Annotated in this window: 15 protein-coding genes; 3 read left to right on the top strand and 12 right to left on the bottom strand. The window is 62.5% G+C overall.

Features of this window, described 5'->3' with window-relative positions; translation table 11 throughout:
- Window positions 1–204 precede the first annotated feature (204 nt).
- Window positions 205–2,751 carry a TonB-dependent receptor gene (locus VL52_RS04845; RefSeq protein ID WP_046155967.1) on the bottom strand — a complete coding sequence of 849 codons (2,547 nt, stop codon included), beginning with the start codon at window positions 2,749–2,751 and terminating at the stop codon, window positions 205–207.
- 732 nt (window positions 2,752–3,483) lie between these two features.
- Here VL52_RS04845 and VL52_RS04840 point away from each other — a divergent pair.
- The 3 genes from VL52_RS04840 to VL52_RS04830 all read left to right on the top strand — a co-directional run bounded on the left by VL52_RS04840 (window position 3,484) and on the right by VL52_RS04830 (window position 7,689).
- Window positions 3,484–5,121: a S53 family peptidase gene (locus VL52_RS04840; RefSeq protein ID WP_046155966.1), complete on the top strand. Its 1,638-nt coding sequence runs from the start codon at window positions 3,484–3,486 to the stop codon at window positions 5,119–5,121.
- A gap of 228 nt (window positions 5,122–5,349) precedes the next feature.
- Complete coding sequence (locus VL52_RS04835) at window positions 5,350–6,963, top strand: S53 family peptidase (protein ID WP_046155965.1); 1,614 nt, start codon at window positions 5,350–5,352, stop codon at window positions 6,961–6,963.
- A 93-nt stretch (window positions 6,964–7,056) separates the two neighbouring features.
- Entirely contained in the window at window positions 7,057–7,689 is a 633-nt protein-coding gene (locus VL52_RS04830; protein WP_046155964.1) for a pyridoxamine 5'-phosphate oxidase family protein, read from the top strand.
- Window positions 7,690–7,696: 7 nt separating this feature from the next.
- Here VL52_RS04830 and VL52_RS04825 read toward each other — a convergent pair whose 3' ends face one another.
- The 11 genes from VL52_RS04825 to VL52_RS23110 form a co-directional block, all read right to left on the bottom strand.
- Window positions 7,697–9,142, bottom strand: a complete 1,446-nt coding sequence (locus tag VL52_RS04825; RefSeq protein ID WP_160298914.1) for a PhoPQ-activated protein PqaA family protein — start codon at window positions 9,140–9,142, stop codon at window positions 7,697–7,699.
- A 195-nt stretch (window positions 9,143–9,337) separates the two neighbouring features.
- Window positions 9,338–11,056, bottom strand: coding sequence for an arginine--tRNA ligase (gene argS / locus VL52_RS04820; RefSeq protein WP_046155962.1), 1,719 nt, complete (start codon window positions 11,054–11,056; stop codon window positions 9,338–9,340).
- A 280-nt stretch (window positions 11,057–11,336) separates the two neighbouring features.
- The gene (locus tag VL52_RS04815; protein ID WP_046155961.1) at window positions 11,337–12,860 is read right to left on the bottom strand and encodes a DUF3138 family protein; all 1,524 of its coding nucleotides are present in this window, start codon (window positions 12,858–12,860) and stop codon (window positions 11,337–11,339) included.
- Window positions 12,861–12,961: 101 nt separating this feature from the next.
- Window positions 12,962–13,801: an ABC transporter permease subunit gene (locus VL52_RS04810; RefSeq protein ID WP_021477939.1), complete on the bottom strand. Its 840-nt coding sequence runs from the start codon at window positions 13,799–13,801 to the stop codon at window positions 12,962–12,964.
- The gene (locus VL52_RS04805; RefSeq protein WP_046155960.1) at window positions 13,798–14,706 is read right to left on the bottom strand and encodes an ABC transporter permease subunit; all 909 of its coding nucleotides are present in this window, start codon (window positions 14,704–14,706) and stop codon (window positions 13,798–13,800) included. Before VL52_RS04805 ends, VL52_RS04810 begins: the two co-directional genes overlap by 4 nt.
- Before the next feature lie 190 nt (window positions 14,707–14,896).
- A complete protein-coding gene (locus VL52_RS04800; protein ID WP_021477937.1) occupies window positions 14,897–15,997 on the bottom strand; it encodes a polyamine ABC transporter substrate-binding protein in 1,101 nt (366 codons plus the stop codon).
- 740 nt (window positions 15,998–16,737) lie between these two features.
- Window positions 16,738–18,084, bottom strand: a complete 1,347-nt coding sequence (gene trhP / locus VL52_RS04795) for a prephenate-dependent tRNA uridine(34) hydroxylase TrhP (protein WP_046155985.1) — start codon at window positions 18,082–18,084, stop codon at window positions 16,738–16,740.
- Window positions 18,085–18,109: 25 nt separating this feature from the next.
- Window positions 18,110–18,529, bottom strand: a complete 420-nt coding sequence (locus tag VL52_RS04790) for a hypothetical protein (RefSeq protein WP_021477935.1) — start codon at window positions 18,527–18,529, stop codon at window positions 18,110–18,112.
- 159 nt (window positions 18,530–18,688) lie between these two features.
- Window positions 18,689–18,904, bottom strand: coding sequence for a hypothetical protein (locus VL52_RS04785; RefSeq protein WP_046155959.1), 216 nt, complete (start codon window positions 18,902–18,904; stop codon window positions 18,689–18,691).
- 21 nt (window positions 18,905–18,925) lie between these two features.
- Window positions 18,926–19,753, bottom strand: coding sequence for a ferritin-like domain-containing protein (locus tag VL52_RS04780; protein WP_046155958.1), 828 nt, complete (start codon window positions 19,751–19,753; stop codon window positions 18,926–18,928).
- A gap of 75 nt (window positions 19,754–19,828) precedes the next feature.
- Window positions 19,829–23,722 (bottom strand): ATP-binding protein, encoded by a 3,894-nt coding sequence (locus VL52_RS23110; RefSeq protein WP_082113631.1) that lies wholly within the window; start codon window positions 23,720–23,722, stop codon window positions 19,829–19,831.
- Window position 23,723 lies beyond the last annotated feature (1 nt).

Below are 23,723 nucleotides of genomic sequence, written 5' to 3'. Positions count from 1 at the left end.
GAGCGGCGGCTAAGCATCCCACTGTTGCGCTTGATGGAAACACTGCTCATTGCGATTACCTTCCCTGCTTGCATGCGCTTGCGGACCGGAAGCCGGCATTTGCCGGCTCCCGACAACACAAAGTGAACTCCTGTAACGGACTTGCCGCAATCCGTAATCACCCCCAGATGCCGAGCGGCGTCCGGGGGCCGCATGCCCTACGGCTTACATTTTGTAATTGGCCTTCAGGAAGTAGGCTCGGCCGGTCGCGTCGGCAAAACGCGGGTCGTAACCTTGCGGAGTGGTGTAGCTCTGGTTGGACCACGGCGGCAGTTGATCGAACAGGTTGCGCACGCCAGCGGTGACGCTCAGCTTCTTGTTCCAGGTGTAGGTGCCAGACAGATTCCAAGTCGAATAAGGCTTGACCATATGGTTGTCATACTGGTCGGTATAGCCAGACTTGTAATCCTCGGCCAGAACAGCGCCCCAATCGCCACGGGACCAGTTCAACGACAGGTTATGCTGCCAACGGAACACCGGACTGCCGTTGAAGTAGCGGCCTGCGTTGTCGAAGTACTGGCCTTGTGGCTCAAGCTGCAAGCTGTACTTGCTGATGTAAGTGCCATCCAGCGACACTACGAAATCGCCAAGCGAACTCTTCGGCAAAGCGTAGGAGAAGCTGACATCCAGACCGGACACGCTGGTATTGCCCAGGTTAGCAGTGGTTGCCACGGCATTCACTGTACCCGGCGTCACCGTGCTCGGGCTGAACAGGCTGGCATACTTGGCCGGATTGCCGAAGATCACGGTCTCGTCCAGCGTACCTATGCTGTTCTTGACCACAGTCCACCACAAATCAGCACTCAAAGTCACCGACTTGATCGGCTCCAGTACCACGCCAAACGACAGCGACGAAGACTTCTCCGGCTGCAGATTCTTATTACCGCCAGTTACCAGGTTCTGCTGTTGCTGCGAGCAGTTGGTGCCAACGCCGTTCGGGCAGGAGATCGGATTGTAATAGAAACCACCGGTCAACTGGGTCTGGGTCGGCTGGTTGATGTCGAACAGCGTAGGCGCGCGGAAGCCGGTGCTGGCCGAGGAGCGGAACATCACTTGCGGCACAGGTTGGTATTTCAGAGACACTTTCGGGTTTACGGAACTGCCGGAATCGCTGTATTTGTCGTAACGAACCGCCAGGTTGGCATCCAGATGCTTGATCACCGGGATGTCCATTTCCCCATACACTGCCTGGGCACTACGGCTGCCACTGGCGGAAGTTGTCTGATTCAAACCGGTGCTTAACGCATCGGAAGCCAGCCCATCATAGTTATGGGAGATCGTTTCATGCCGTCCTTCCACGCCCAGCGCCACTGCCAGCATGCCAGCCGGCAGCTGCCATATTTCCTTGCTGACCTTGAAGTCAGCCATGTCCAGCGTGGACTTCGCATTTTCAATCTGGCCTGCAACCGAATATTGGCCCCAAGCGGCAGCGCTCGGATTGTTCGGATCAAAGCCATTGTTCAATGCGTTTTGCAACGCGCTCTGGCTGACATAGCCCGATACCAGATCATGAGTCACGACGCTTTGGGAATGCCCGAAACCTGCCCGGTAATCCCAGCCTGCGAGAGGGCCTTCCAGATTGAACTGCAAACGCTGGGTAGTCGCCAAGCTCTTATCGACCCGATCACCCAGCGGCACCGCGCGCCCCTGAACCGGGAACGGGCCCGCCGCCGGATTCTGCCCTGGAGCCGTCGGAGAGGTCACCTGCCCGCCAAGCGGCAGTGGAGCCACCCAAGTCTTGTTTTCCGTCTGGGTAATCATGTACTGCGCGGACAGCTGATGTTCGCCGAGATTCAGCGTGCCCTTCAAGAAACCGGATTTCTGCTCGATTTCAGGAGTGATGCCTGGATACAGTGACGCCACCTCTCCGCAGTACTTGTGGCCTTTTGCATCCACCACCGGCACCGAATATGGCGGCGCGCAATTCGGATAGGAAGACGCGACAACCGCGCTGCCCGCAGCATTCTGATAGTTTGCGGGGAAGGAGTTCGGACTCAGCTTGGTGTATTGGGTGATATTCGTAGCAAAATCGCGGTCTTTGGCGAAAATCGGATCGATCTTGTGATAGTCGAATGCGCCGTAGATGTTGTAGCCGTCTTTCGCCAAGTTGCCGTAACCATAGGAAACGGAAACTTGCTTTTCCTTGCCGCCGGAGCGCTGGGGCTCCACATAGCTGCCGCCAATCGACAACCCCTGGGCCGCCTTCTTGGTGATGAAGTTGATCACGCCGCCAATGGCATCCGTGCCGTAAATCGCGGAAGCGCCATCCCGTACTACTTCCACACGGTCGATGACGGACAGCGGAATGGCGTTCAAGTCGACCGCGTAGCCATCCATCGGCTGATTGACGATGCGGCGGCCATCCAGCAGAACCAGCGTGTATTGCGCGCCCAGGCCGCGCAGGCTGGCATAAGAAGCGCCGCCGGTGCTGGCGCCCACAGCCGCGGTGGCGCCATGGCTGGATTGATTCGATGCCAAACTATTCACCACCTGCTCGACCGTGGTCATACCTTGCTTGGCAAGGTCCTCGGTCTTGACGATGGTCATCGGAATGGCCTGTTCCTGCTTGATCGAACGCTTGATATTGGAACCAGTGATCTCAACCCGGTCGAGAGTGCCTGCGCTGTCATCCGACGTATCCGCATGCGCAAAGGGCGCATAGCTGCCGATCAGCGACAGCGCCACCGCAAGCGCTTTTCTCTTGTAGTTCATCATTTCTCCAAATCCCATGTAGAGGTACTGCCCGCCGCCTCGTGGGCGGCCGTCTTATCTATTTGTCGTGCCAAGTAAAGGCAATTCGAGTGTGAAAGTTTGTAATGACTAACGTCAACAGCCATTTACTTTTGTCTATCGTCTCAAAAAGAAAGCAAACAAACACATTCAGACGAATCACAAATCGTCACAAAGAAATCAAACAAACTAGTAATAATTTCAGCATTCATGCACTTGGTATGTCACAGTCTGTCACAAAGACAAATTGAGAAATACTTTTCAGCACGCATAAATGATGTCTAATTTGTTGCATTTATGCAGTGCATTCATCTTTATGTTGTGCCACTCACACTCCGTGCCTGACAGTCGCTTCTTATTTGATTCATAAAAACTCATCACAGCCATGAGTAATGATGAAATCCAAAAAACGGGCGAATAGTACAAATGCTCTATTTCGTCATTCGTCAGCATTCAACGACTTCCAAAAAGGGTAAATGTTTGCAAATTTGATTAAGCATCATTTCAAAGTATGAATTTATATTAAATCCATTTGGCATTTTTATCTTGAATGACCTATTGCGGAATAGTCGTATGAAATTACGACATGCCTCGAACAATTCAGAGGCAAGCACAGGCCAAGGGCGCGAACACAATTCGCAATACAAGCCCTGCCTTTATCAGGAAAAGACATATCGTTTTTTCCTGTATTTAAACCGCAAGAGGAGAAACTGCATGTTTGCAAAACAGCACGCTATAGCACTGATCGTTGCCGGCGTATTCGCCGCCGGCGCCCAAGCAGGAGAAGCCTGGGTCAACACCGCGACCCAAGCCCACCCGCTGGTCGCCACCCTGACCAGCGCCATCGCCGCCAAGAGCGTCGGCGAACTCGCTGCCGGCCAATCGGTGCATGTAGCCGTGACCCTGAAGCTGCGCAACAAGGCTCAACTGGACACGCTGACCGACAGTCTGCTCGCCGGCACCAGCCACAAGACCCTGAGCCACGCAGACTTCATGGCCCAGTACGCGCCGACCCAGGCTCAGGTGCAAAAGGTGGTGTCCCACCTGCAGAAGAACGGCTTCCGCAACATCAAGGTTGCCCCGAACCGCATGCTGATCACCGCGGACGGCAGCGCCGCCACCGCCAAGACCGCGTTCAACGCCACCCTGCACCACTTCAACGTCAACGGCCGCACTGCCTTCGCCAACGTGACCGCCGCCCAGGTGCCGCAATCGTTGGGCGACACCGTGCTGGCCGTTCATGGCCTGCAGAACGTCCACACCTTCCACACCACCCTGCGCAAGAGCGGCGTGCAGCCCCTGGCCTCCGCCAAGACCAACAGCGTCACCGGCCACAACCCGACCGACTTCCCGCTGATCTACAACGCCAGCAGCCTGCCGGCCGCCACCAACACCACCGTGGGCATCATCTCGGAAGGCGACCTGACCCAAACCTTGCAAGACCTGCAGCAGTTCGAAGACGCCGCCGGTTACAGCTACGTGCAAACCAACGTGATCAATGCCGGCGACGCTTCGTCCGACACCGATGGCGTAGGCGAATGGAACCTGGACAGCCAGGACATCCTGGCCGCCGCAGGCGGCGCGCTGCAGCAGATGAATTTCTACGTCGCCACCTCGATGACCAACGCCGACATCACTGCCGCTTATAATTCCGCGGTCAGCGACGGCTCGGCCAAGGTGATCAACGTGTCGCTGGGCGAGTGCGAACGCGACGCGCAAAGCGATGGCACCGTCGCCTCCGACGATCAGATCTTCCAGACCGCTGTGGCTCAGGGCCAGACCTTCTCGGTTTCCACCGGCGACTCCGGCTCCGCAGAATGCGGCAGCACCTCGGGCCAGAGCTACCCGGCGACTTCGCCCTACGTGATCGCCATCGGCGGCACCACGCTGAGCACCAGCGGCACCAAGTACTCGTCGGAATCGGTATGGAACGGCGGCGGCGGCGGCCCGAGCGTCATCGAAACGGCTCCGGCTTGGCAAACCAAGGCCGGCGTGCTGACCACGTCCAAGACCAAACGCGGCGTGCCGGACGTGTCCTTCGACGCGGATCCGAACAGCGGCGCGCTGGTGGTCGTGAACGGCAGCAATCAGCAAATCGGCGGCACCAGCCTGGCCGCTCCGCTGTTCACCGGTTTCTGGGCCCGCATCCAGTCCGCGCACGGCAATAACCTGGTTTCCCCGAATCCGGCCATCTATCAGTACTTCAAGGCCAACCCGTCGCTTTATCACGACGTGACCAGCGGCAACAACGGCGGCTACAAAGCCACCGCCAGCTGGGATTACGCCACCGGTTGGGGCAGCCTGAACGTCGCCAACCTGAATACCTTCATCAACAGCCACTCCGGCTTCTAAGAAGGCATCAGGCAAAAGAAAAGCCCCGGGCAACCGGGGCTTTTTCCGTTCTCGCGCGCCGATTGCCGGGCTGCGCGGCGATGACAAAGCTATTCAAATCATGAAATTACAAATAAACCCAGCAATTTAAGAGTGAATACTTTACAAACCAGAACAGACCCACTATCAAGGTAAAACGCGCGGTCGAGCCCCCATGAGCGGCGCGAGGCGTTTTTCAGGAGAAATGGCATGCGGGTCAACAAACCGACTCTGTCTCTGTTCCTTGGCCTGTTCAGCCTGGCGGCGGACGCCGCCGGCTGGGTCCGCACCGGCACCCAGGCGCACCCGACCCAGCAGCTGATCCCCGAGGCCCGCGACGCGGGAGAAGTGGCCGGCGGCGAGCTGGTGCACATCGCCGTCAGCCTGGCCGTGCGCAACAAGGCCGCGCTGGACGCGCTGACCGACAGCATCCAGGCCGGACAAGGGCAGCCGATCAGCGACGCCCAGTTCCTCGCCCAATACGCGCCCACCCAGGCCCAGGTGCAACAGGTGGTCAACCATCTGCGGCAAAACGGTTTCCGCAATATCGCCGTTTCCTCCAACAACCTGCTGCTCACCGCCGATGGCAGCGCCGCCACCGTTTACGGCGCTTTCCAGACCAAATTGCGCCGGTACAGCGTCAATGGCCGCCAGGCCATGGCCAATGCGCAGGATGCCCAAGTGCCGGCCAGCCTGGCCGGCATCGTGCTGGCGGTGCATGGGCTGCAGAACGCCCACCAGTTCCATGCGGCCTTCCACGCCCAAAGCGTCAGCAAGGCCGCCACCGGCGTCGTCGCCCACAAGCCGACCGACTTCGCCTCCATCTACAACGCCGCCAGCCTCCCCTCCGCCAGGAACGGCGTGGCCGGCATCATCGCCGAGGGCAACCTGAGCCAGACGGTGGCGGACCTCAGCACTTATGCCAGGAGCGCAGGCTTCGCCGCGCCCAACGTGGCCATCGTCAACGCCGGCGCTCCCAGCTCCGACACTTCAGGCATCGTGGAGTGGAACCTGGACAGCCAGACCATCCTCGCCGCCAGCGGCGGCGCGCTGAAGCAGCTGCAGTTTTACGTCGCGCCGTCGATGAACAACGCCGACATCGCCGCGGCCATCAACGCGGCGGTGGCCGCCAACAGCGCCAAAGTGATCAATGTGTCGCTGGGCGAATGCGAACTGGGCGCGAAAGCTTCCGGCATGACCGCCAGCGTAGACCAGATGCTGCAGGCCGCCGTGGCGCACGGGCAGACCTTTTCCGTGTCCAGCGGCGACTCAGGCTCTTATGAATGCGGCGGCAATACCGCCTATCAAAGCTATCCGGCGGTTTCGCCCTATGTGATCGCGGTGGGCGGCACCACGCTGACCACCAGCGGAACAACGACCTACGGCAGCGAGAAAACCTGGAGCGGCGGCGGCGGCGGCCCCAGCGCCACCGAAGCCGCGCCGTCCTGGCAAACGGCCGCCGGCGTGCTGACCGCGTCCAAGACCAAGCGCGGCGTGCCGGACATCGCCTTCGACGCCGACCCCAGCAGCGGCGAGCTGGTGCTGGTGGCCGGCGGCACTTACCAGGTAGGCGGCACCAGCCTGGCCGCGCCGCTGTTCAGCGGATTCTGGATCCGCATCCAGTCGGCCAACGGCAACAAGCTGACTTCGCCGGCCAATGCCATCTACAAGTACTTCAAAGCCAACCCGTCGCTATACCGCGACGTGGCCAGCGGCAGCAACGGCGCCTACAAGGCCGCGGCAGGCTGGGACTACGCCACCGGCTGGGGCAGCCTGAACATCGCCAACCTCAACGCCTTCGTCGCCAAAACCGCCGGCTTCTGAAATGCCGGACCGCAACGCCCCGCCTCGGCGGGGCGTTTGCTTTGGCCAGGCCGCCGCTTAGAATGACAGCATCGCTACCCATCCCGGCAAGCCATGAAACCCGACCTCGCCATCAGCCTGCTGCACCAATGCCGCCACGCCACGCTTGCCACCCAGTCGCACGCCTATCCGGGCTACTCCTACGCCAGCGCCATCCAGTTCTTCTGCGACGAACATCATCGCCCGGTATTCGTGGTCAGCGCGCTGGCCGAGCACAGCAAAAACCTGCTGGCCGATCCGCGCATCAGCCTGTCCCTGCTCGCGCCGGACGGCGACGCGGCGCAGTCGGCCGCCCGGCTGACCATGCTGGGCGACGCCGAGCGCTTCGACGCCTCCGACGCGCTGCGCCGCCGGCTGCTGCGCTATCTGCCGGAAGCGGAAGAATGGCTGGCACTGGATTTCATGTTTTTCCGCTTGATTCCCAAGCGGCAGCGTTTGATCGCCGGCCTGGGAAAGATGGGCTGGATAGAAGACAACGCCTGGACGGCGCTGCCCGCGCTGGCGCTGGACGAAGAACAAGCGCTGCTAGACGAGGCGCAGGCGGCGCTGCCGGCATCCATCCGGCTGCTGGGCTGCGATTGTTTCGGCGCCGACCTGCTGGACAATGGCCGCTACCGGCGCGCGGACTGGGAGGCGGCGTCGCCCGCCTCCTCCCAGATCCGCGAACGGCTGCTGCGGCTTGGTTAAAGGCTGATCAACCGCCCAGTTGCAGGCGCGGCGCGGCGAAAGGCACCCTGGAGCCATCCTGGTAGCGCTGGGGCCAGATCAGCGGCGGCGTGGTCCAGGTGAAGTCCTTGCCCTCGAACTCGATGAAATAAGCCTGCCAGCCCGGTTGCGCGGCGTCCGGCGTGAATTCGAAGCGGCACTCGCCCCGCCGGCACTTGCCCTCGATCGGCTGATCCTGATAGCGGATGCCGGAACGGAGGCGGAAATCGCGGCGGTCCGGATTGCGCGCCAGCCACAAGCGGGCGCGGCTCACCGGCTCCCGGGTGCTCACGCTGATCCGCCCATTGCGCTCGTCCCCCTCCACGCTGGCTTCGGGCAAAGGCTTGCCCGCCAGCCAGCGGCCCATGAACTGGCTCAACGCCTCGCCCACCTGCTTGCTGCCCACGTAATGGGACTGATTGGGCAGATAGCGCAGTTGCATCGGCCCCTTCAACATCGGCAGGTAGCTCCAGGCGGAGTCAGGCACCGCGAAATCGTCCCCGGACGCGGAAATCATGTATTTCTTCAAGCGCGGCATGCTTTTCGGGTAATTGACCACATCCTCGAACCGCAGCAAGGCGTCGAAGCCGGGGCTGCCGTTCAGCACCTCGCCGGTGATGCCGTTTCTCTCATAATCGCGCAGCGCCACCGGCCATTGTTTGCCGTAACTGTTGTAGACATGGGTGAAATTGACGCGGATGTTCCAGAAATCGGCGACCACCGGCACGATGGCCTGGACCCGTTCGTCGTTCAATCCGGCCAGCCAACTGGTCCAGCCGCGTTTGGAACTGCCCGACAGCACGAAGGCGCGCGCATCCGGCAGGCCGGCCTGGATCGCATCCATCGCGGCGACGGCCGCCTGCGTCATCGGCAGATGCAGCGAACTGAAACGGTCGGCCTCCGGCTGGTCCACGCTCTTGCGCCAGCTATAGGCGACCAGCGCGTCCTCGCGGCCGGCCGGCTGTCCGTCCAGCTTCAGGCTCTGGTTGGGCGCGTAATACAGCTCGGCCACCGCGATGCCCAGCCCGCGCGCCAGTTCCGCGATCGGCAACGGATCCCGCGGCGCTTGCGAGCCCTTCTCGGCATGGTTGCCGCCGCCGCTGACATACAGCAGCACCGGCGAGCCGGGCTTGCGTCCCGGCGGCAACGCCAGCTTCAACTCATGCTCCCACTGCGGCGCGTCGCTGGCCAGCGTGCTGCCCTTGCCCGGCCAGCGCTGCGATACGAATCCATAGGCGCGCACCTTGACGCCGCCCTCTTCGCTTTCGCCGAGCAATGTAGCCGGCTGCTGGCTGGCGCGGGCCTGTTTCAGGTATTGCGATACGGTTTGCGGATCGCTTGGCGCCGGGGCGAGTCCCGCTTGCGAAAAGGCGGACAGCGACAGGCAGAGCGCGATGCCGGCGCGGCGCGCGGCGGTGGAGAATGAAGCGTTCATCAGGATGGCATTCATATTATTTGAAGAATTGATTTTCATTGGCTACGGGTAGAGCAAATGCACTCCCGCCCACGATGGACAGGCACCGGTGCAATCCGTTCAGGAAATACGCTCGGTCCCCGCCCTTGCCGCCCATCGATAAAAAAACCCCGCCGGATGCGGCGGGGTTTCTCGCGATGGCCATGGCCTTGGCGCTTACATCGATTCCAGCACCTTGATGCCCAGCAGGTCCAGCCCGGTCTTCAGCGTGCGAGCGGTCAGCGCGGACAGCTGCAGGCGGCTGGCGCGGACCTCGCCCTCGCTCTTCAGGATCGGGCAGGCTTCGTAGAAGCGCGAGAACAGCGTGGCGATGTGGTACAGGTACTGCGACAGGTAGTGCGGGTAGCAACCTTCCACCACGGCATTCAGCGTGTCTTCGAACTGCGCCAGCGCGGCGGCCAGCTGTTTCTCGGCCGGCTCGGTGATGACGATCTTGGCGTTGGCGTCATAGCCCTCGGCCTTGCGGAACACGCTCTGCACGCGGGTATACGCGTACTGCAGATACGGAGCGGTGTTGCCTTCGAACGCCAGCATGGTGTCCCAGTTGAAGATGTAATCGCTCATCCGGTTCTTGGACAGGTCGGCGTACTTCACCGCGCCGATGCCCACCGCGTTGGCGATCTCGCGCTTCTGCTCTTCGGACAGGTCCGGGTTCTTTTCCGCCACCAGCGCGTAGGCGCGTTCCTGCGCCTCGTTCAGCAGCTCGATCAATTTGACCGTGCCGCCGGAACGGGTCTTGAACGGCTTGCCGTCGTCGCCCATCATCACGCCGAAGCCGACGTGCTCCAGCTTCATCGCCTCCGGCGCGAAGCCGGCCTTGCGGCAGATGGTGAACATCTGGGCGAAGTGCTGGCTCTGGCGCGCGTCCACCACATAGATCACGCGGTCCAGCTTCAGTTCGCGGTGGCGGTAGCGCACCGCGCCGATGTCGGTGGTGGTGTAGATGAAGCCGCCGTCCTTCTTCTGGACGATCACGCCCATCGGCTGGTCTTCCTGGGTGCGGAATTCCTCCAGGAACACCACCTGCGCGCCGTCGCTCTCGGTGAGCAGGCCGGCCGCGCGCAGTTCCTGCACGATCACCGGCAGGTCGTCGTTGTACGACGATTCGCCGCGCACGTGCTCGCGCTTCAGGCCGACGTTCAGCGTCTGATAAACCTCTTCGCAATGCTTCAGCGACACGTCGACGAAACGGCGCCACAGTTTCAACACGTCCTCGTCGCCGCCTTGCAGCTTGACCACGTAGTCGCGCGCGGTATTGGCGAAGTCCTCGCTCTCGTCGAAGCGGATCTTGGCGTTGCGATAGAAGGTTTCCAGATCGGACAGCTGCAGGTCGGCGTCGCCGGCGTGACTGGTTTCCACCAGGTAAGCCACCAGCATGCCGAACTGGGTGCCCCAGTCGCCGACGTGGTTGGCGCGCACCACGTCGTGGCCGACGTATTCCATCACGCGCGCCAGCGCGTCGCCGATGATGGACGAGCGCAGGTGACCGACGTGCATTTCCTTGGCCAGATTGGGAGAGGAATACTCCACCATCACGCGCAGCGGCTGCACCGGCGCGATGCCCAGCTTGTCGTCTTTCAGGGCGGCTTCGCTTCGTCGGGCCAGATATTCAGGGGCTAGATGAATATTGATGAAACCCGGGCCGGCGATTTCCACCTTGTCGGCGATGCCGGCAAGATCCAGCGCGGCGACGACCTTTTCGGCCAGCGCGCGCGGATTGGTTTTCAGCGCCTTGGCGGCGCCCATTACACCGTTGGCCTGGTAGTCGCCGAATTCCGGCTTGGAAGCCGGCTGGACCACGGCAGGCGCGTCAGGCGCGCCCGCTGCCGCCAGCGCTGCCTGTACCCGTTCGTTGATCAGTTGATGAATCGTCATTGATAGCCCCACGAAATGCCGCGAAAACGAAAAAATGTCTTCGCTTCTGAAAAATGTGTGTTTGATTGTATGCGCCCGCGTCGATGCGGGCAATGCTTGGCCCCGCCCGATCCGGCTGGAATCGACCATCATTTGATCCCATACGGCATGAGCCGGCTATTTTCGCCGGATAAAACGCGCCGGCCGGCATGGGAAAAGGACAATGATAAAGGCATTCGGCGCAGCGTGGAGCAAATAAAAAGGCAGCGGGCGACGCCGCTGCCTATGGGAGGCAAACCGTTTAGAAGGTATAGACCGCCTGCGCTCCCAGCATGTCGTTGCCTTTCTTCATGCTGCCGTCGTTGCGCTGGAACACCGCCTGGCTGGCCCAGTCGTGCCGGTACTCGAACTTCAGCGTGAACTGGTCGGTCGGGAAGAACAGCAGGTCGGCGGTCAGCGCCATGCGGTTGGCGCCCTTGCAATCGGTGGCGCCGCTGGCCACGCAGGCCGGGTCGACGCCGAAGCCGTTGACGCCGTCATAGCCGCCCGCCCCCAATGCCACTCCGCCGCCGCCGCCGCCGTTCTTGCTGTTGTTCAGGTAGTCGTAGCGCAGCGTGGCGCCCATCTTGCCCAACGACTCCGTCATCCACTTGCGGTGGCCCAGCAGCGACACGCCATACCACTGAGCCGAACCGCCATTCCAAGCCGCTTTCTGCTGCTGGCCGTAGTCCAGCTCGGCATTGTACTGGATGTCGCCCAGGGTGTAGCTGGCGTCGGCCTCGGTGAAGAAGTACTTGGAGTAAGGGTCGGCGGACACGCACTGGTAGCCGAAGCCGACGTTGCCCGCCAGGCAGCCGTTGGTCGCGGGAACCGGATTAGCTGACTGGCCGGCGCTGGTCAGCAAGGTCTGCCGGCCGGCGTTGAACGACAAGCCCAGGTCCAGCGCGCTGCTCCAGGTGTAATCGACGCGCGCGGTGAAGGTGGGCGTGTTGTTGCTCTTCACCTGCGGATTGCCGGTGGCGGCATTGCTGCCGGTATTGGCCAGGTTGGCATGGGTGCGGTATTGCTCGTTGGCCAGCAGGAACTTCCATGCCCACACGTCGTGGCTCCAGTTGAAGCCGGCGCCGACGTAGCTGCCCGGGTCGCTGAAGTCGTACAGCAAGCCGTGGGTCAGCGTCAGCATCTGGTTGGACTGCTGCACCTCGTAGCCCCCGAAGCTGTTCATCAGCCCGGCGTTGAAGGTCCAGGTGTCGGTCAGCGGGAAGTTGATCACCGCGGTGTTGACGATATTGTTGCCGCTGCCGCCGTCCAGCAGCGTGTTGCCGCTGCCGCGGTTGGGCATGATGCTGATTTCGGCGCTAGGCGCGGTGGGGCCGACGCCGAAGGTTTTCTTGATGTCCAGGTAGACGTCGCCGAAGGTGCTGTTGCTGTAGGCGTAGACGTTCTGGTGGTTCAGGAACTGGAAGCCGGAGCTGTTGTTGTTGCGGTTGTAGACATAGGTGGGGTCGAGATAGCCGGTGACGCTGAGGCCAGCCAACGGCCCGTCGGTGGATGCCGTGTTGAGCTTGTCCACCTTCAGCTCCATATTCGCCACCCGCTCTTTCAGCTCGGTGTTGGCGTCCTCTCCCCCGGCTGCGGCCGCATCCTTCTGGCCGGCAGTGGAAGTGGACGCCGTCGCCGCCTCCACCGCCTTTTGCAGTTCCGCCATCTGCTGCTGCAGCTTCTGCATCTGCGACTTCAACCTGACGATCTCATCCGCCTTGGCGTCGGCCATCGCCATGCCCGGCAGGGCCGCGATCGCCGCGCTGATCAGTAACCTCTTCATCTTCGTTTCTCCTTGTGCCGCACTGCTTGTCGTTGTTTCCATCCGCAACCGCCCGGCACGGCAGGCGCAGCCCTGGCTTCGGGCCGCATCGCCCACCGTTGTCAACTATTGGCGAAGGCCAAGCGCATCTCCTTTTCCCGCTTGCGCGTCATCGCGCTCATATAGATGTTGGCCGCCACCACGCCCAGCGACACCAGCACGATGAACAAGGTGGCCAGCGCGTTCATTTCCGGATTCAGGCCCAGCCGCACGCGGGAGAAGATCACCATCGGCAGCGTGGTGGAACCCGGGCCGGACAGGAAGGCCGTCAGCACCAGATCGTCCAGCGACAAGGTGAACGACAGCAGCCAGCCCGATACCAGCGCCTGCGAGATCAGGGGCAGCGTGATGACGAAGAACACCTTCAGCGGCCGCGCGCCCAGATCCATCGCCGCTTCCTCCAGCGACAGGTTCAGCTCCCTCACCCGCGACTGCACCACGATGGTGACGTAGGACACGCACAGCATCACGTGGCCTATCCAGATGGTGAACACGCCGCGCCCCTCCGGCCAGCCGAAGCTCTGCTCCATCGCCACGAACAAAAGCAGCAGCGAGATGCCCTGGATCACTTCCGGAATCACCAGCGGCGCGTTGACCATGCCGGTGAACAGCGCGAACAGCCGGAAGCGGCCGAAGCGCCCCAGCACGAAGCCGGCCCAGGTGCCCATCACCACCGACGCCGTAGCCGTCATCAGCGCGATCTTCAGGCTGAGCCAGGCGGCGCTGATCAGCTCGTCGTCGTCCAGCAGCGCCGCGTACCACTTGGTGGAGAAGCCGGACCATACCGTCACCAACTTGGATTCGTTGAACGAATAGATCACCAGCAGCGCGATGGGCAGGTAGAGGAAGGCGTAGCCCAGCCCCAGCACCAGGAAAGACAAGGGTTTGCTCGGCTTGATCATCGCGCCTCCTCCATGCTCTTGACCTGGTAATGCTGGAACAACGCCATCGGCACCAACAGCAGCACGACCATGCAGCAGGTGACGGTGGCCGCCATCGGCCAGTCCATATTGTTGAAGAACTCGTCCCACATCACCCGGCCTATCATCAGCGTGTCCGAGCCGCCCAGCAGCTCCGGAATCACGTACTCGCCCACCGCCGGAATGAACACCAGCAGGCTGCCGGCGATGATGCCGTTCTTCGACAAGGGCAGCGTCACCTGCCAGAAGGCGCGCCACGGCTTGGCGCCCAGATCGTAGGCGGCCTCCAGCAGCGTCAGGTCCATCTTCACCAGGTGGGCGTATAGCGGCATGATCATGAACGGCAGGTAGGAAAACACCATGCCGATGTAGACGCCCCAGTTGGTGTGGTACAGGTGCAGCGGGCTGTCGATCGCCCCCAGCCACAGCAGGAACTGGTTGAGGAAGCCATCGTTCTTCAGGATGCCGATCCAGGCGTAGACGCGGATCAGGTAGGAGGTCCAGAACGGCAGCATCACCATCATCATCAGCGTATTGCGCGCCGCACCCTCGGCCCGGGCGATGTAATAGGCCATCGGGTAGCCGATCAGCAGGCACAGCACGGTGGAGACGAAGGCCATCTTCACCGAGCTGATGTAGGTGGCGAAGTACAGATCGTCGCTCAGCATGAACTTGTAGTGGCCGATGTTGAGCGCGATGCCGACCACGTCGTTTTCAAACTTGACCAGCGGCGTGTACGGCGGAATGCCCAGCTGCTGCTGGGAGAAGCTGATGCCCACCACCAGCAGGAAGGGCAGCAGGAAGAACACGAACAGGAACAGGAAGGGCACGCCTATCGCGGCCCCCCTGCCCGTCGGCAGACAGCGTTTCAGATCCGGTAGTTTCATGGCGGCACCACGACGCCCGCGGCGTCAAAGCGTTGCATCCCCATCGGCGGCGCGCGCCGATGCCCGTCGTCCGCCAGGATAGGCGGCCGATGTTCCACAGCTGTCCGGCCGTCCCGGAACACCCGGGCGGCGGACGATTGTGCTTATGCGATGAAAGGCCGGGCCTGAACCCGTCCGGCCCCGGGCTGGCTCAGCGGCCGGTCTTCAGCTGGGTCCACAGCCGGTTCTGCAGCCGCATGATGTCCGGCGGCAGCGGCTTGAGCAGGAACAGCGTCTTCATCACCGGCTCCGGCGGATAGATGGTGGGATCGTTGGCGATCTCAGGCTTGACGAACTTGCGGGCCGCCGCGTTGACGGTGGGATAGAACACCTCGTTGGTGATCTCGGCGTTCACCTCGGGCGTCTCGATGTAGTTGATCCACTTGTGCGCCTCCTCCGGATGCGGCGCGTCTTTCGGGATCACCATCACGTCGAACCAGATCGGCGCGCCGGACTTTGGGATCACGTAGCCCAGCTGATAGGAGCGCTTGGCTTCCGCGGCGCGGTGCTTGGCGATGTTGACGTCGCCGGACCAGCCCAGCGCCAGACAGATGTCGCCGTTGGCCAGATCGTTGATGTAGCCGGAAGAGTTGAACTGGGTGATGTAGGGGCGGATCTTCTTCAAGGCCTCGAACGCCGCCTGGTAGTCGGCCGGGTTCTTGCTGTTCGGATCCTTGCCCAGATGGTGCAGCGTGACGGCGAACACATCGTTGGCCTGATCCAGCACCGACACGCCGCAGCCCTTCAGCTTGGACACGTATTTGGGATCGAACAGGATGTCCCAGCTATCCAGCGGCGCGCCGGCGCCCAGCAGCGCCTTGACCTTGGTGTAGTTGTAGCCCAGGCCGTCGGTGCCGTAGGCCCAGGGCACGCCATGGGCGTTGCCGGGATCGGCGTCGACGATCTTGGCCATCAGCGCCTTGTCCAGATGGGACAGATTGGGGATTTTGGACTTGTCCAGCTTCTGGTAGATGCCGGCCTCGATCTGCTTGGCCATGAAGTTGGAGGTGGGCACCACGATGTCGTAGCCGGCGCGGCCGGTCAGCATCTTGGCCTGCAAGGTGTCGTCGCTGTCATAGACATCGTATTTCACCTTGACCCCGGTCTGCTTCTCGAAGCCCGGGATGGTGGTCTTGGCGATGTAGTCGGACCAGTTGTAGACGTTGAGCACCTTGTCCGCCGCCAGCGCGCCGGCGGCCGGCAGCAGTAACAGCAGCGAATACAGCGCGTTGCGAACCAGTTTCTTCTTCATGACAGGCTTCCTAAAGTAGCACGACCATAAACGTCCCCGTCCCGGAGCGGCCTGCGGCGATCCCGACGCGGCGGCGCGCGTCGATACGGACTGCCTGATGCTGGTCGACCACGCCAAGCGGCGGAACTTCGGATGACTGCGTTCCATGCTGTCGCCCGCCGGCAAGCCGCCGCAGACGCGAGGCGGCATAATGCCAACATATACCCTGCGGCCATGGCCGCAATGATCTCGGCGTTACAGCATGTAAAACGGCAAACGGATGGTATGGATTCAGCTGAGCGGGAAGGAACGGGAAGGCGGACCGGCGCGCGGGGCTTCCGCGAACGGACGGGAAGGATTGCTGAAAAGCGCGAAGTCTACTGGACAGCGACAGGCGGCGGGCATCATCGTTTCCTCTCTTGGTCTCCGTACTGCTATTGATGCGTTTAATAAAATCAACGCATTCATATTTATGTCACTACTTTTTAACCATATTCCCGGATACGCGCAAGCCCGCAAAAAGTAAACGGCAACGCCAGTTGCGCACAGGCCCCATCCGTCGTCGCTCTGCCAGCGTAAGCCGACTCTGACGGGCATCCATTTCCTCCTTGCCAGCAGGCCACTCAGGACGATGGCATTAAAAACAAAACCGCCTGCCAGCCGCGTGGAAATCGCGCAACACCAGCCTTGCCCTCAGCTCTCATGCAAAGCAAAAAGGCTGCCAAGGGCAGCCTTTTGCGAAGACGCGGAGCGGGCCGCGCTTACAGCAGCCGGGTGATCAGCGCCTTGCCGTCGTAACCGGCCAACCCCGGGATGCGCACCTGCATGCCGTTGCCCGGCGCGACCTGCACCGCCTCGCCGTTGCGGGTCATCTCGGCCAGCTCGATCACGCGGTTGCCGGACGGATGGATCACTTCCAGCTTGTCGCCGACGCCAAAGCGGTTCTTCACCTCGATCAGCGCCCAGCCATCGGCGTCCACCTCGATCACGTCGCCGACATACTGGCTCTGCTTGGCCTTGGAGTGGCCGGTCAGGTAGTTCTGGTAGTCCTGGCTCTGATGGCGCTCCAGGAAGCCCGGCGTGTAGCCGCGGTTGGCCAGGCCGTCCAGATCGGCCAGCAGGCCCAGGTCGAACGGGCGGCCGGCGACGGCGTCGTCGATGGCCTTGCGATACACCTGCGCGGCGCGCGCCACGTAGTACAGGCTCTTGGTGCGGCCCTCGATCTTCAGCGAGTCCACGCCGATCTTGACCAGCTTCTCCACCTGCTCGACGGCGCGCAGGTCCTTGGAGTTCATGATGTAAGTGCCGTGCTCGTCCTCGATGATGGGCATCAATTCGCCCGGACGGCTGCCCTCTTCGATCAGATAGGTCTTGTCGGCCAGCGGATGGCGCTGTTGGCTGCCGCAGGACGAGAAGCTCTGGTTGGCCTCTTCCATCGCCTTGTTGAAGTCGAACTGGATCACCTGCACATCGCCGGCGGCATCGCCCTCGGTGTCGTGCATCTTGTAATCCCAGCGGCAGGCATTGGTACAGGTGCCCTGGTTCGGATCGCGGTGGTTGAAGTAGCCGGACAGCAGGCAGCGACCCGAATAGGCGATGCACAAGGCGCCGTGCACGAACACTTCCAGCTCCATGTCCGGGCATTCCTGGCGGATTTCCGCGATCTCGTCCAGGCTCAGCTCGCGCGACAGGATGATGCGCGACACGCCCAGCTTCTGCCAGAACTTGACGCCCATGTAGTTGACGGTATTGGCCTGCACCGACAGGTGAATCGGCACTTCCGGCCATTTTTCGCGAACCATCATGATCAGGCCCGGATCGGCCATGATCAGCGCGTCCGGCTTCATCGCGATGACCGGCTCCATGTCGGCCATATAGGTTTTGATCTTGCTGTTGTGCGGCAGGATGTTGCTGGCGACGAAGAACAGCTTGCCGCGCGCGTGGGCCTCGTCTATGCCCTGCTTCAGCTCTTCCAGCTTGAAGTCATTGTTGCGGGCGCGCAGGCTGTAGCGCGGCTGGCCGGCGTACACGGCGTCGGCGCCGAAATCATAGGCGGCGCGCATCTTGTCCAGCGTGCCGGCGGGCAGCAAGAGTTCGGGTGCTTTGATCATTGCGTGGAGAATTCTCGGTGTATCAGTTGAGCAGACAGGAAACCGGCAGCGGCTCCCTGTCCGGCTTGACGAAGGCCTTGCGCGCGGAGTCCGTCTGCAGACGCTCCGCGGAATAGTATTGCTCCAGCACGGCGCGGGCGTCGCAGGCCAGATCGCTGCAGCGGTCGAGGAAGGCCGGCCAGTCCTCCATCAGCGAGGGGCAGGATTCGACGCGGCTGTACGCGATGGCCAGCAGCGCCATCGTCAACGTATGGTTGTACTTGGTGGCCGCGCCATTGGCCATCGCGAAACGCGACAGCGCATGCGCGCAGCGCGCGGCCGCTTCGGGAGCCGGGTATTCCCGGCGATAACCCCAGGCTGCGTACAGGTGGGCTCGATGATTGAAATCCGACGCAGGCAGCGCATTGGCTTCCAGCTGACGCAGGAATACCTGGTGCTCCATTATGCAGACACTCCGCAAGTGCAAAAAACGACAGGCCCCGCACCATAGCGGAGCCTGTTTTGAATTTTATCCGGTCGCGATTATGCGCGGCCGAAAGGACAGCGTCAAGCCCGCCCGACGCATCCTGACAACTTTAAGCCGCTGTTTTTAAAAGCCGTTTCATTTTCGTGGTTTTTGTAAAAGAGCCAATAGCGAACTTAACTGCCCCGCCAGCGCCAACAACAGCAGCAACGGGCACAGCAGCGCGGCCAGCGCGCCCTCGGCCGCCCCGCCGCGCCAGAACGCGGAGGCCAGCATGAATATCAGGGTGGACAGCAGCAGCGTGGCGACGGCCAGCCTGCGGTTGTCGCGCATGCGTTGGAACAGCTTGATCATGAATACCTGCTTCGGTGAGATTCAACGGCTGTCGGAGACGGATTCGGTCAGCCGCGCCAGCGCTTCCAGCTCGTCGGCGAAGAAGCCGGCCTCGGCGCGGGCGGACAGATTATAGTCGCCGGGATGCAGTTGCATCGCGTGCTGCTCCAACAGACCACGGAAAGTGGCTTGCGGTTCCAGGCCGCGTTCGCAGCACAACCGGACGAACCAGCGGTTGCCTATCATCACATGGCCGACTTCGTCGCGCAAAATCACATCCAGCACCGCGACGCTGGCGTGGTCGCCGATGCCAGCCAGCCGGCGCTGGATGCCCGGCGTCACGTCTAATCCCCGCGCCTCCAGCACTCTGGGCACCAGCGCCATCCTGACCATCGCGTCGTGATCGGTCCTGCAGCACATGCCCCACAGGCCGTCATGTGCCGGAAAATCGCCGTAGGCGAAACCCAGTTCGGCCAAGCGCCCCTGCAGCAGGCGGAAATGCCCGGCCTCCTCCGCCGCCACCGTCAGCCAGTCGTCGACGAACTCATCCGGCATATCGCGAAAACGCCAGGCGGCATCCAGCGCCAGATTGACCGCGTTGAACTCAATGTGGGCGATCGCATGCAGCAAGGCCCCGTGTCCGTTGCGGGTGGCTAGGCTGCGCCTGGGCACGCGCGCCGGATGCACCAGCTCCGGGCGCAGCGGCCGGCCAGGCTGCGGCAAGGCATAGGCGGCGGGAGACGCGACCCGAGCCAGCAGGCCGCCGCGCCAGTCTCGGCGCAAGCGCTCCGCCAGCGCCAGCTTGTCGTCCACGACCGGACACAGCAGCGCCTGCTCGATCAGCGGATAAAGCGGTTGGGCTTGGTTCATGAAGGCGGATTCTAAGCCGGCCCCGCAGCCTGGCCAAGCCTGGACGGGATGAACCGGCCAAACGGCGGGCGGGTCCTACTCGGCCATGGTCTCGTTCTGGCTGGCCAGCCAATGGTCGAATACCGCCAGTTGCTCTTCAAGGAATGCCATTTTTTTCCGGGCCAGCTCCAGGTCGCGCGCCTTGCCCGCCTTCTCCACCGCCTCGGCGGCGTCGCCCATGCCGTTGGCTCCCACCATGCGGCTGGCGCCCTTGATGCGGTGGGCGGAAAAACCGACGCGCTCGGCGTCCTCCGCCTCCATTCCCGCGCGCAGCTCGGCCACATCCTCATTATTGCCGGTCTGGAATTCGCGCAGGATCTCCAGCTCCACGCTCAGTTCGCCGTTGCTGTACACCTCGAGCACGCTGCGATCGACGGGAATGCCCGAGCCGTCAGGCGACGGCTCCTTCCCGGCCTCCTCCTTGCTCTCGAGGGCGGGCGGCGCGACATCGGCCGCGGGAAGAGGCTGCTCCAGAGAGGCGCTCATCCATTTGCGCAGCGTAGCTTCCAAATCCAGGATGGACAGCGGCTTGGTCAGGAAATCGTCCATGCCCGCCTCGCGCGTCTTGTCCACCTCTTCCTTTGCCGCATTGGCGGTGCAGGCGACGATGGGAATGCGGCCGCGCTCGGGGTGGGACTCCTCATGCGCGCGCACCAGCCTCGCCAACTGGTAACCGTCGATGCCGGGCATGTGGCAGTCGGTCAGGATCAGCGAATAGCGCCCAGACAGCCACTTGCTGAAAGCGCGGTCGCCATCCTCGGCCCAGTCCGCCGGATAACCCAGCTTCTCCAGTTGCTTCAACGTCAGCTTGCGATTGGTGGGGTTGTCCTCGGCGAACAAAATGGGAAACAATCCGCAGCCCGCTCCGATTTCCTTGTCGGCCTGCGCCGCGGCGACCACGGCCTCCACCAACGGCACGCGTTGCTCGGGCAGCAGCACCGGCTCCACCAACTCGGCCAGCCACTCCACCTCCATCAACAGCCGGGCGCAACTGCCCTTGCCCTGCTCGCTTTCCATTTCCACATGTCCGCCCATCAAACCGGCCAGACGCCGGCAGATCGCCAGGCCCAGACCGGTGCCGCCGAAACGGCGGGTGGTTTCGGAGTCGGCCTGGGTGAACGGCTGAAACAGCTTGCTCAACTGCTCCTGCGACATGCCGATGCCGGTGTCCTCCACCTCGAAGCTAAGCACCTGGTAGTTGGACACCGTATCCATGACCTTGACTCGGATATCCACCCGCCCGCTGGAGGTGAACTTGATGGCGTTGCTGATGAAATTCTGCAGGATCTGCCGCACCCGCAGCGGGTCGATGACCAGCGTCGGCGCCAGCTTGTCGTCCAGCGTCAGCGCCAGCTCCAGCCCCTTCTTGCTGGCGTTCTCGTGATAGAGGCTGCGCACGCTGTCCATGAACGGTCGGATCGCGGTGCGCGCGGGCACGATTTCCAGCCTGTCCGCCTCTATCTTGGAGAAGTCCAGGATATCGTCGATCAGCCGCAGCAAGGTATTGGCGGAATCCTGGATGGTGGCGACGGTGTCGCTTTGCTCGGCGTCCAGCCGGGTCATCGCCAGCAGCTCCAGCATGCCCAGCACGCCATTCATCGGCGTGCGGATCTCGTGGCTCATCGTGGCGAGAAAGGCGCTCTTGGCGCGGTTGGCCGCGTTGGCCTGGTCGCGGGCCATCCTCAGCTCGAACTCGGCCATCTTGCGCTCGGTGATGTCCAGGCAGGCCAGGATGATCACCGACTCGTTGGCGTCCGGGAACAGCAACTGTCCCTCGAACAATACCCAGATCGGCCGCCCGGTGCCGGTCAGGCACTCCAGTTCGCAATGGATGCGGGCATTGTCCTGCTGCATCTTGGACATTTGCTCCGCCAGCTCATACCAGCCATGCTCGGAAGCCAGCAGCTCCATCAAGTGCATGCCCGAGAGGCCGTATTCGTCGCCGACGTCGAATATGCTCTCGGCCGTGAGGTTGGCGCGAGTGATCTGGAAATGCTCGTTCAAACGCAGCAGGCCCACCGGCGACGCCGAATACACCGCCTCCTCCTCTTGCAGCACCGCGCGCAGCTGGGCTTCCGACAGCTTGCGCCGGTCCTCTTCTGCGTAAAAGCCCAATATATTGGCGTAGGCGCCCAGCAAAGGCAGGATGCTGATGCCCAGCTGCGACAAGGTGGGCCGCAGCAGGCATACGCCGGCCGACGCTTCGCCGCCCAGCATCACCGGCAGCGACACCCAGGAGGGCTGGGCGGTCAGGCTGCGGAACAGCGCCGCCAGCGGCACTTCCGTCTGGGACAGTTGCTGCGGCAGCGGCAGAAAGGCAGGCCAATCACCGGCCTGGGGCTGCAGCCCCTCGTCGCCATCCTCCCTCACCGTCCAGGCCACCAGCAGGCACTGCTCGGAACTGGTGAATTCGAGGAAGGTATCATGCAGCCTCTGGAATACGTCGCCGCGCTCGGCCCGCGACAACAGCATCGCCTCGATCTCCGAGATCACGGACAGCAGGGCGACGCTGCGCTCCAGCGAGTTCTCCGCCAACCGCCGCTTATGCTCGTCGCGCACGATCAGGATGTCGAGCGGCCGGTTGCCCTCCTGGAAGCGCCCCACGCTCAACATCGCGTGAAAGCGCTCGCCGCTGCTGCCCATGCCCTCCACCGGCATCGTCCGGCCCGCCTGCACCTCCAACGCGGCCAGCACCGACAGCAACTCGTCGTCCACCACGAACAACTGCCGGGCAGGGGTGCCGATCAAGGCATCCATGGGATAACCGAACATGCGCCCCGCGCCCTCGTTGGCCATGTCGATCACTCCGTTATGGTCGATCACCAGCATCGCGTCGCCCGACACGTCCAGCATGCGCTGCAGAAAGTCCAGCGGCTTGAGCACCTTGCGCACCACCACATGAAACAGGAAAGCCAGCATCGCCAGCATCGCCAGCCCGAACGCTCCTTCCCGCAGCAGGGTATTCCGGTAATGGGAACGGTTGTCCTGCAGCGTGCGCTGCGCCCGCTCGCCGATGGCCCCCCAGATCTTGTCCAGCGAGCCGGACAGCTGCAGCAGATTCCGCCGATAATCCGTGGCCTGGCTGAATTGCAGGCGACCGTCCACTTGCTCAAGTTGCAACTGGGTCAGCAGTTGCAGGCGGTTCGCCTGCATGGCCAGCTCCCCGAACCGGCGCGACAACTCGGCATCGCCTATGCTGCCCAGCAGCGACTGCGCCCGCCCGAGCAACAAGAGGCTGGCGCTCAGGCCTTGGGCCAGTTCCAGCTCGGTCCGCCTGTCCAGCCGGCTCCTCAGGCTCGAACGCAGCACCAGCGCCTGCGCGCTGGAATGCAGCCAGTAGCCCAGCATCGCCGCGTCCTGCCGCAGCCAGACCAGATTGCTGATGCGGTATTCCCCGCCGGAGGCCATGCTCGCCACCACCTCGTCCAGCAGCAATTGCGTCTGCTGCTGCACATCGCGGGTACCTTCGTACAGCTTGACGAGTTGAGCCTCCCTCCCGTCGGCGACGCCCTTCATCGCCTGCCGCGTTGACACCCGCAACTGCTGGAACTGCTTGATCGACTGTCTCAACTGTTCAAGACGCCCGGCCGAGCGCGCCTCGTCCTGGCCATGCCAGGCGGTGAGAAGCGTCAGGAAATCTTCATCCACTTGCCGCGCCAGGCTGCTCAATTGAGCTTCGTCCGGGCGCTTCTCCAGCAGCCCCTCCATCAGCAGGCCGCTCTCCTTGAGCTGCAGATTGGCGAAATTGCGCAGCCCGTAAGCATCCTGGTTCAAATGCACCAGCAGCTCGGACTGCTGATAGGCATTCCAGGCGGAGAACTGCAGCACCGCCACCACGCCAGCCTGCAACAGGCCGAGCAGCACCACGATGGCCAGCACGCTGCGGCCAATCGCCATCGCCTGAGTTTGGCTGCGTCTCGACCACTGCATG

This window comes from Chromobacterium vaccinii, assembly GCF_000971335.1.
Classification (GTDB): Bacteria; Pseudomonadota; Gammaproteobacteria; order Burkholderiales; family Chromobacteriaceae; genus Chromobacterium; species Chromobacterium vaccinii.
The sequence above is the reverse complement of the archived record's forward strand: the minus strand, read 5'-3'. Positions and strand labels throughout refer to the sequence as shown.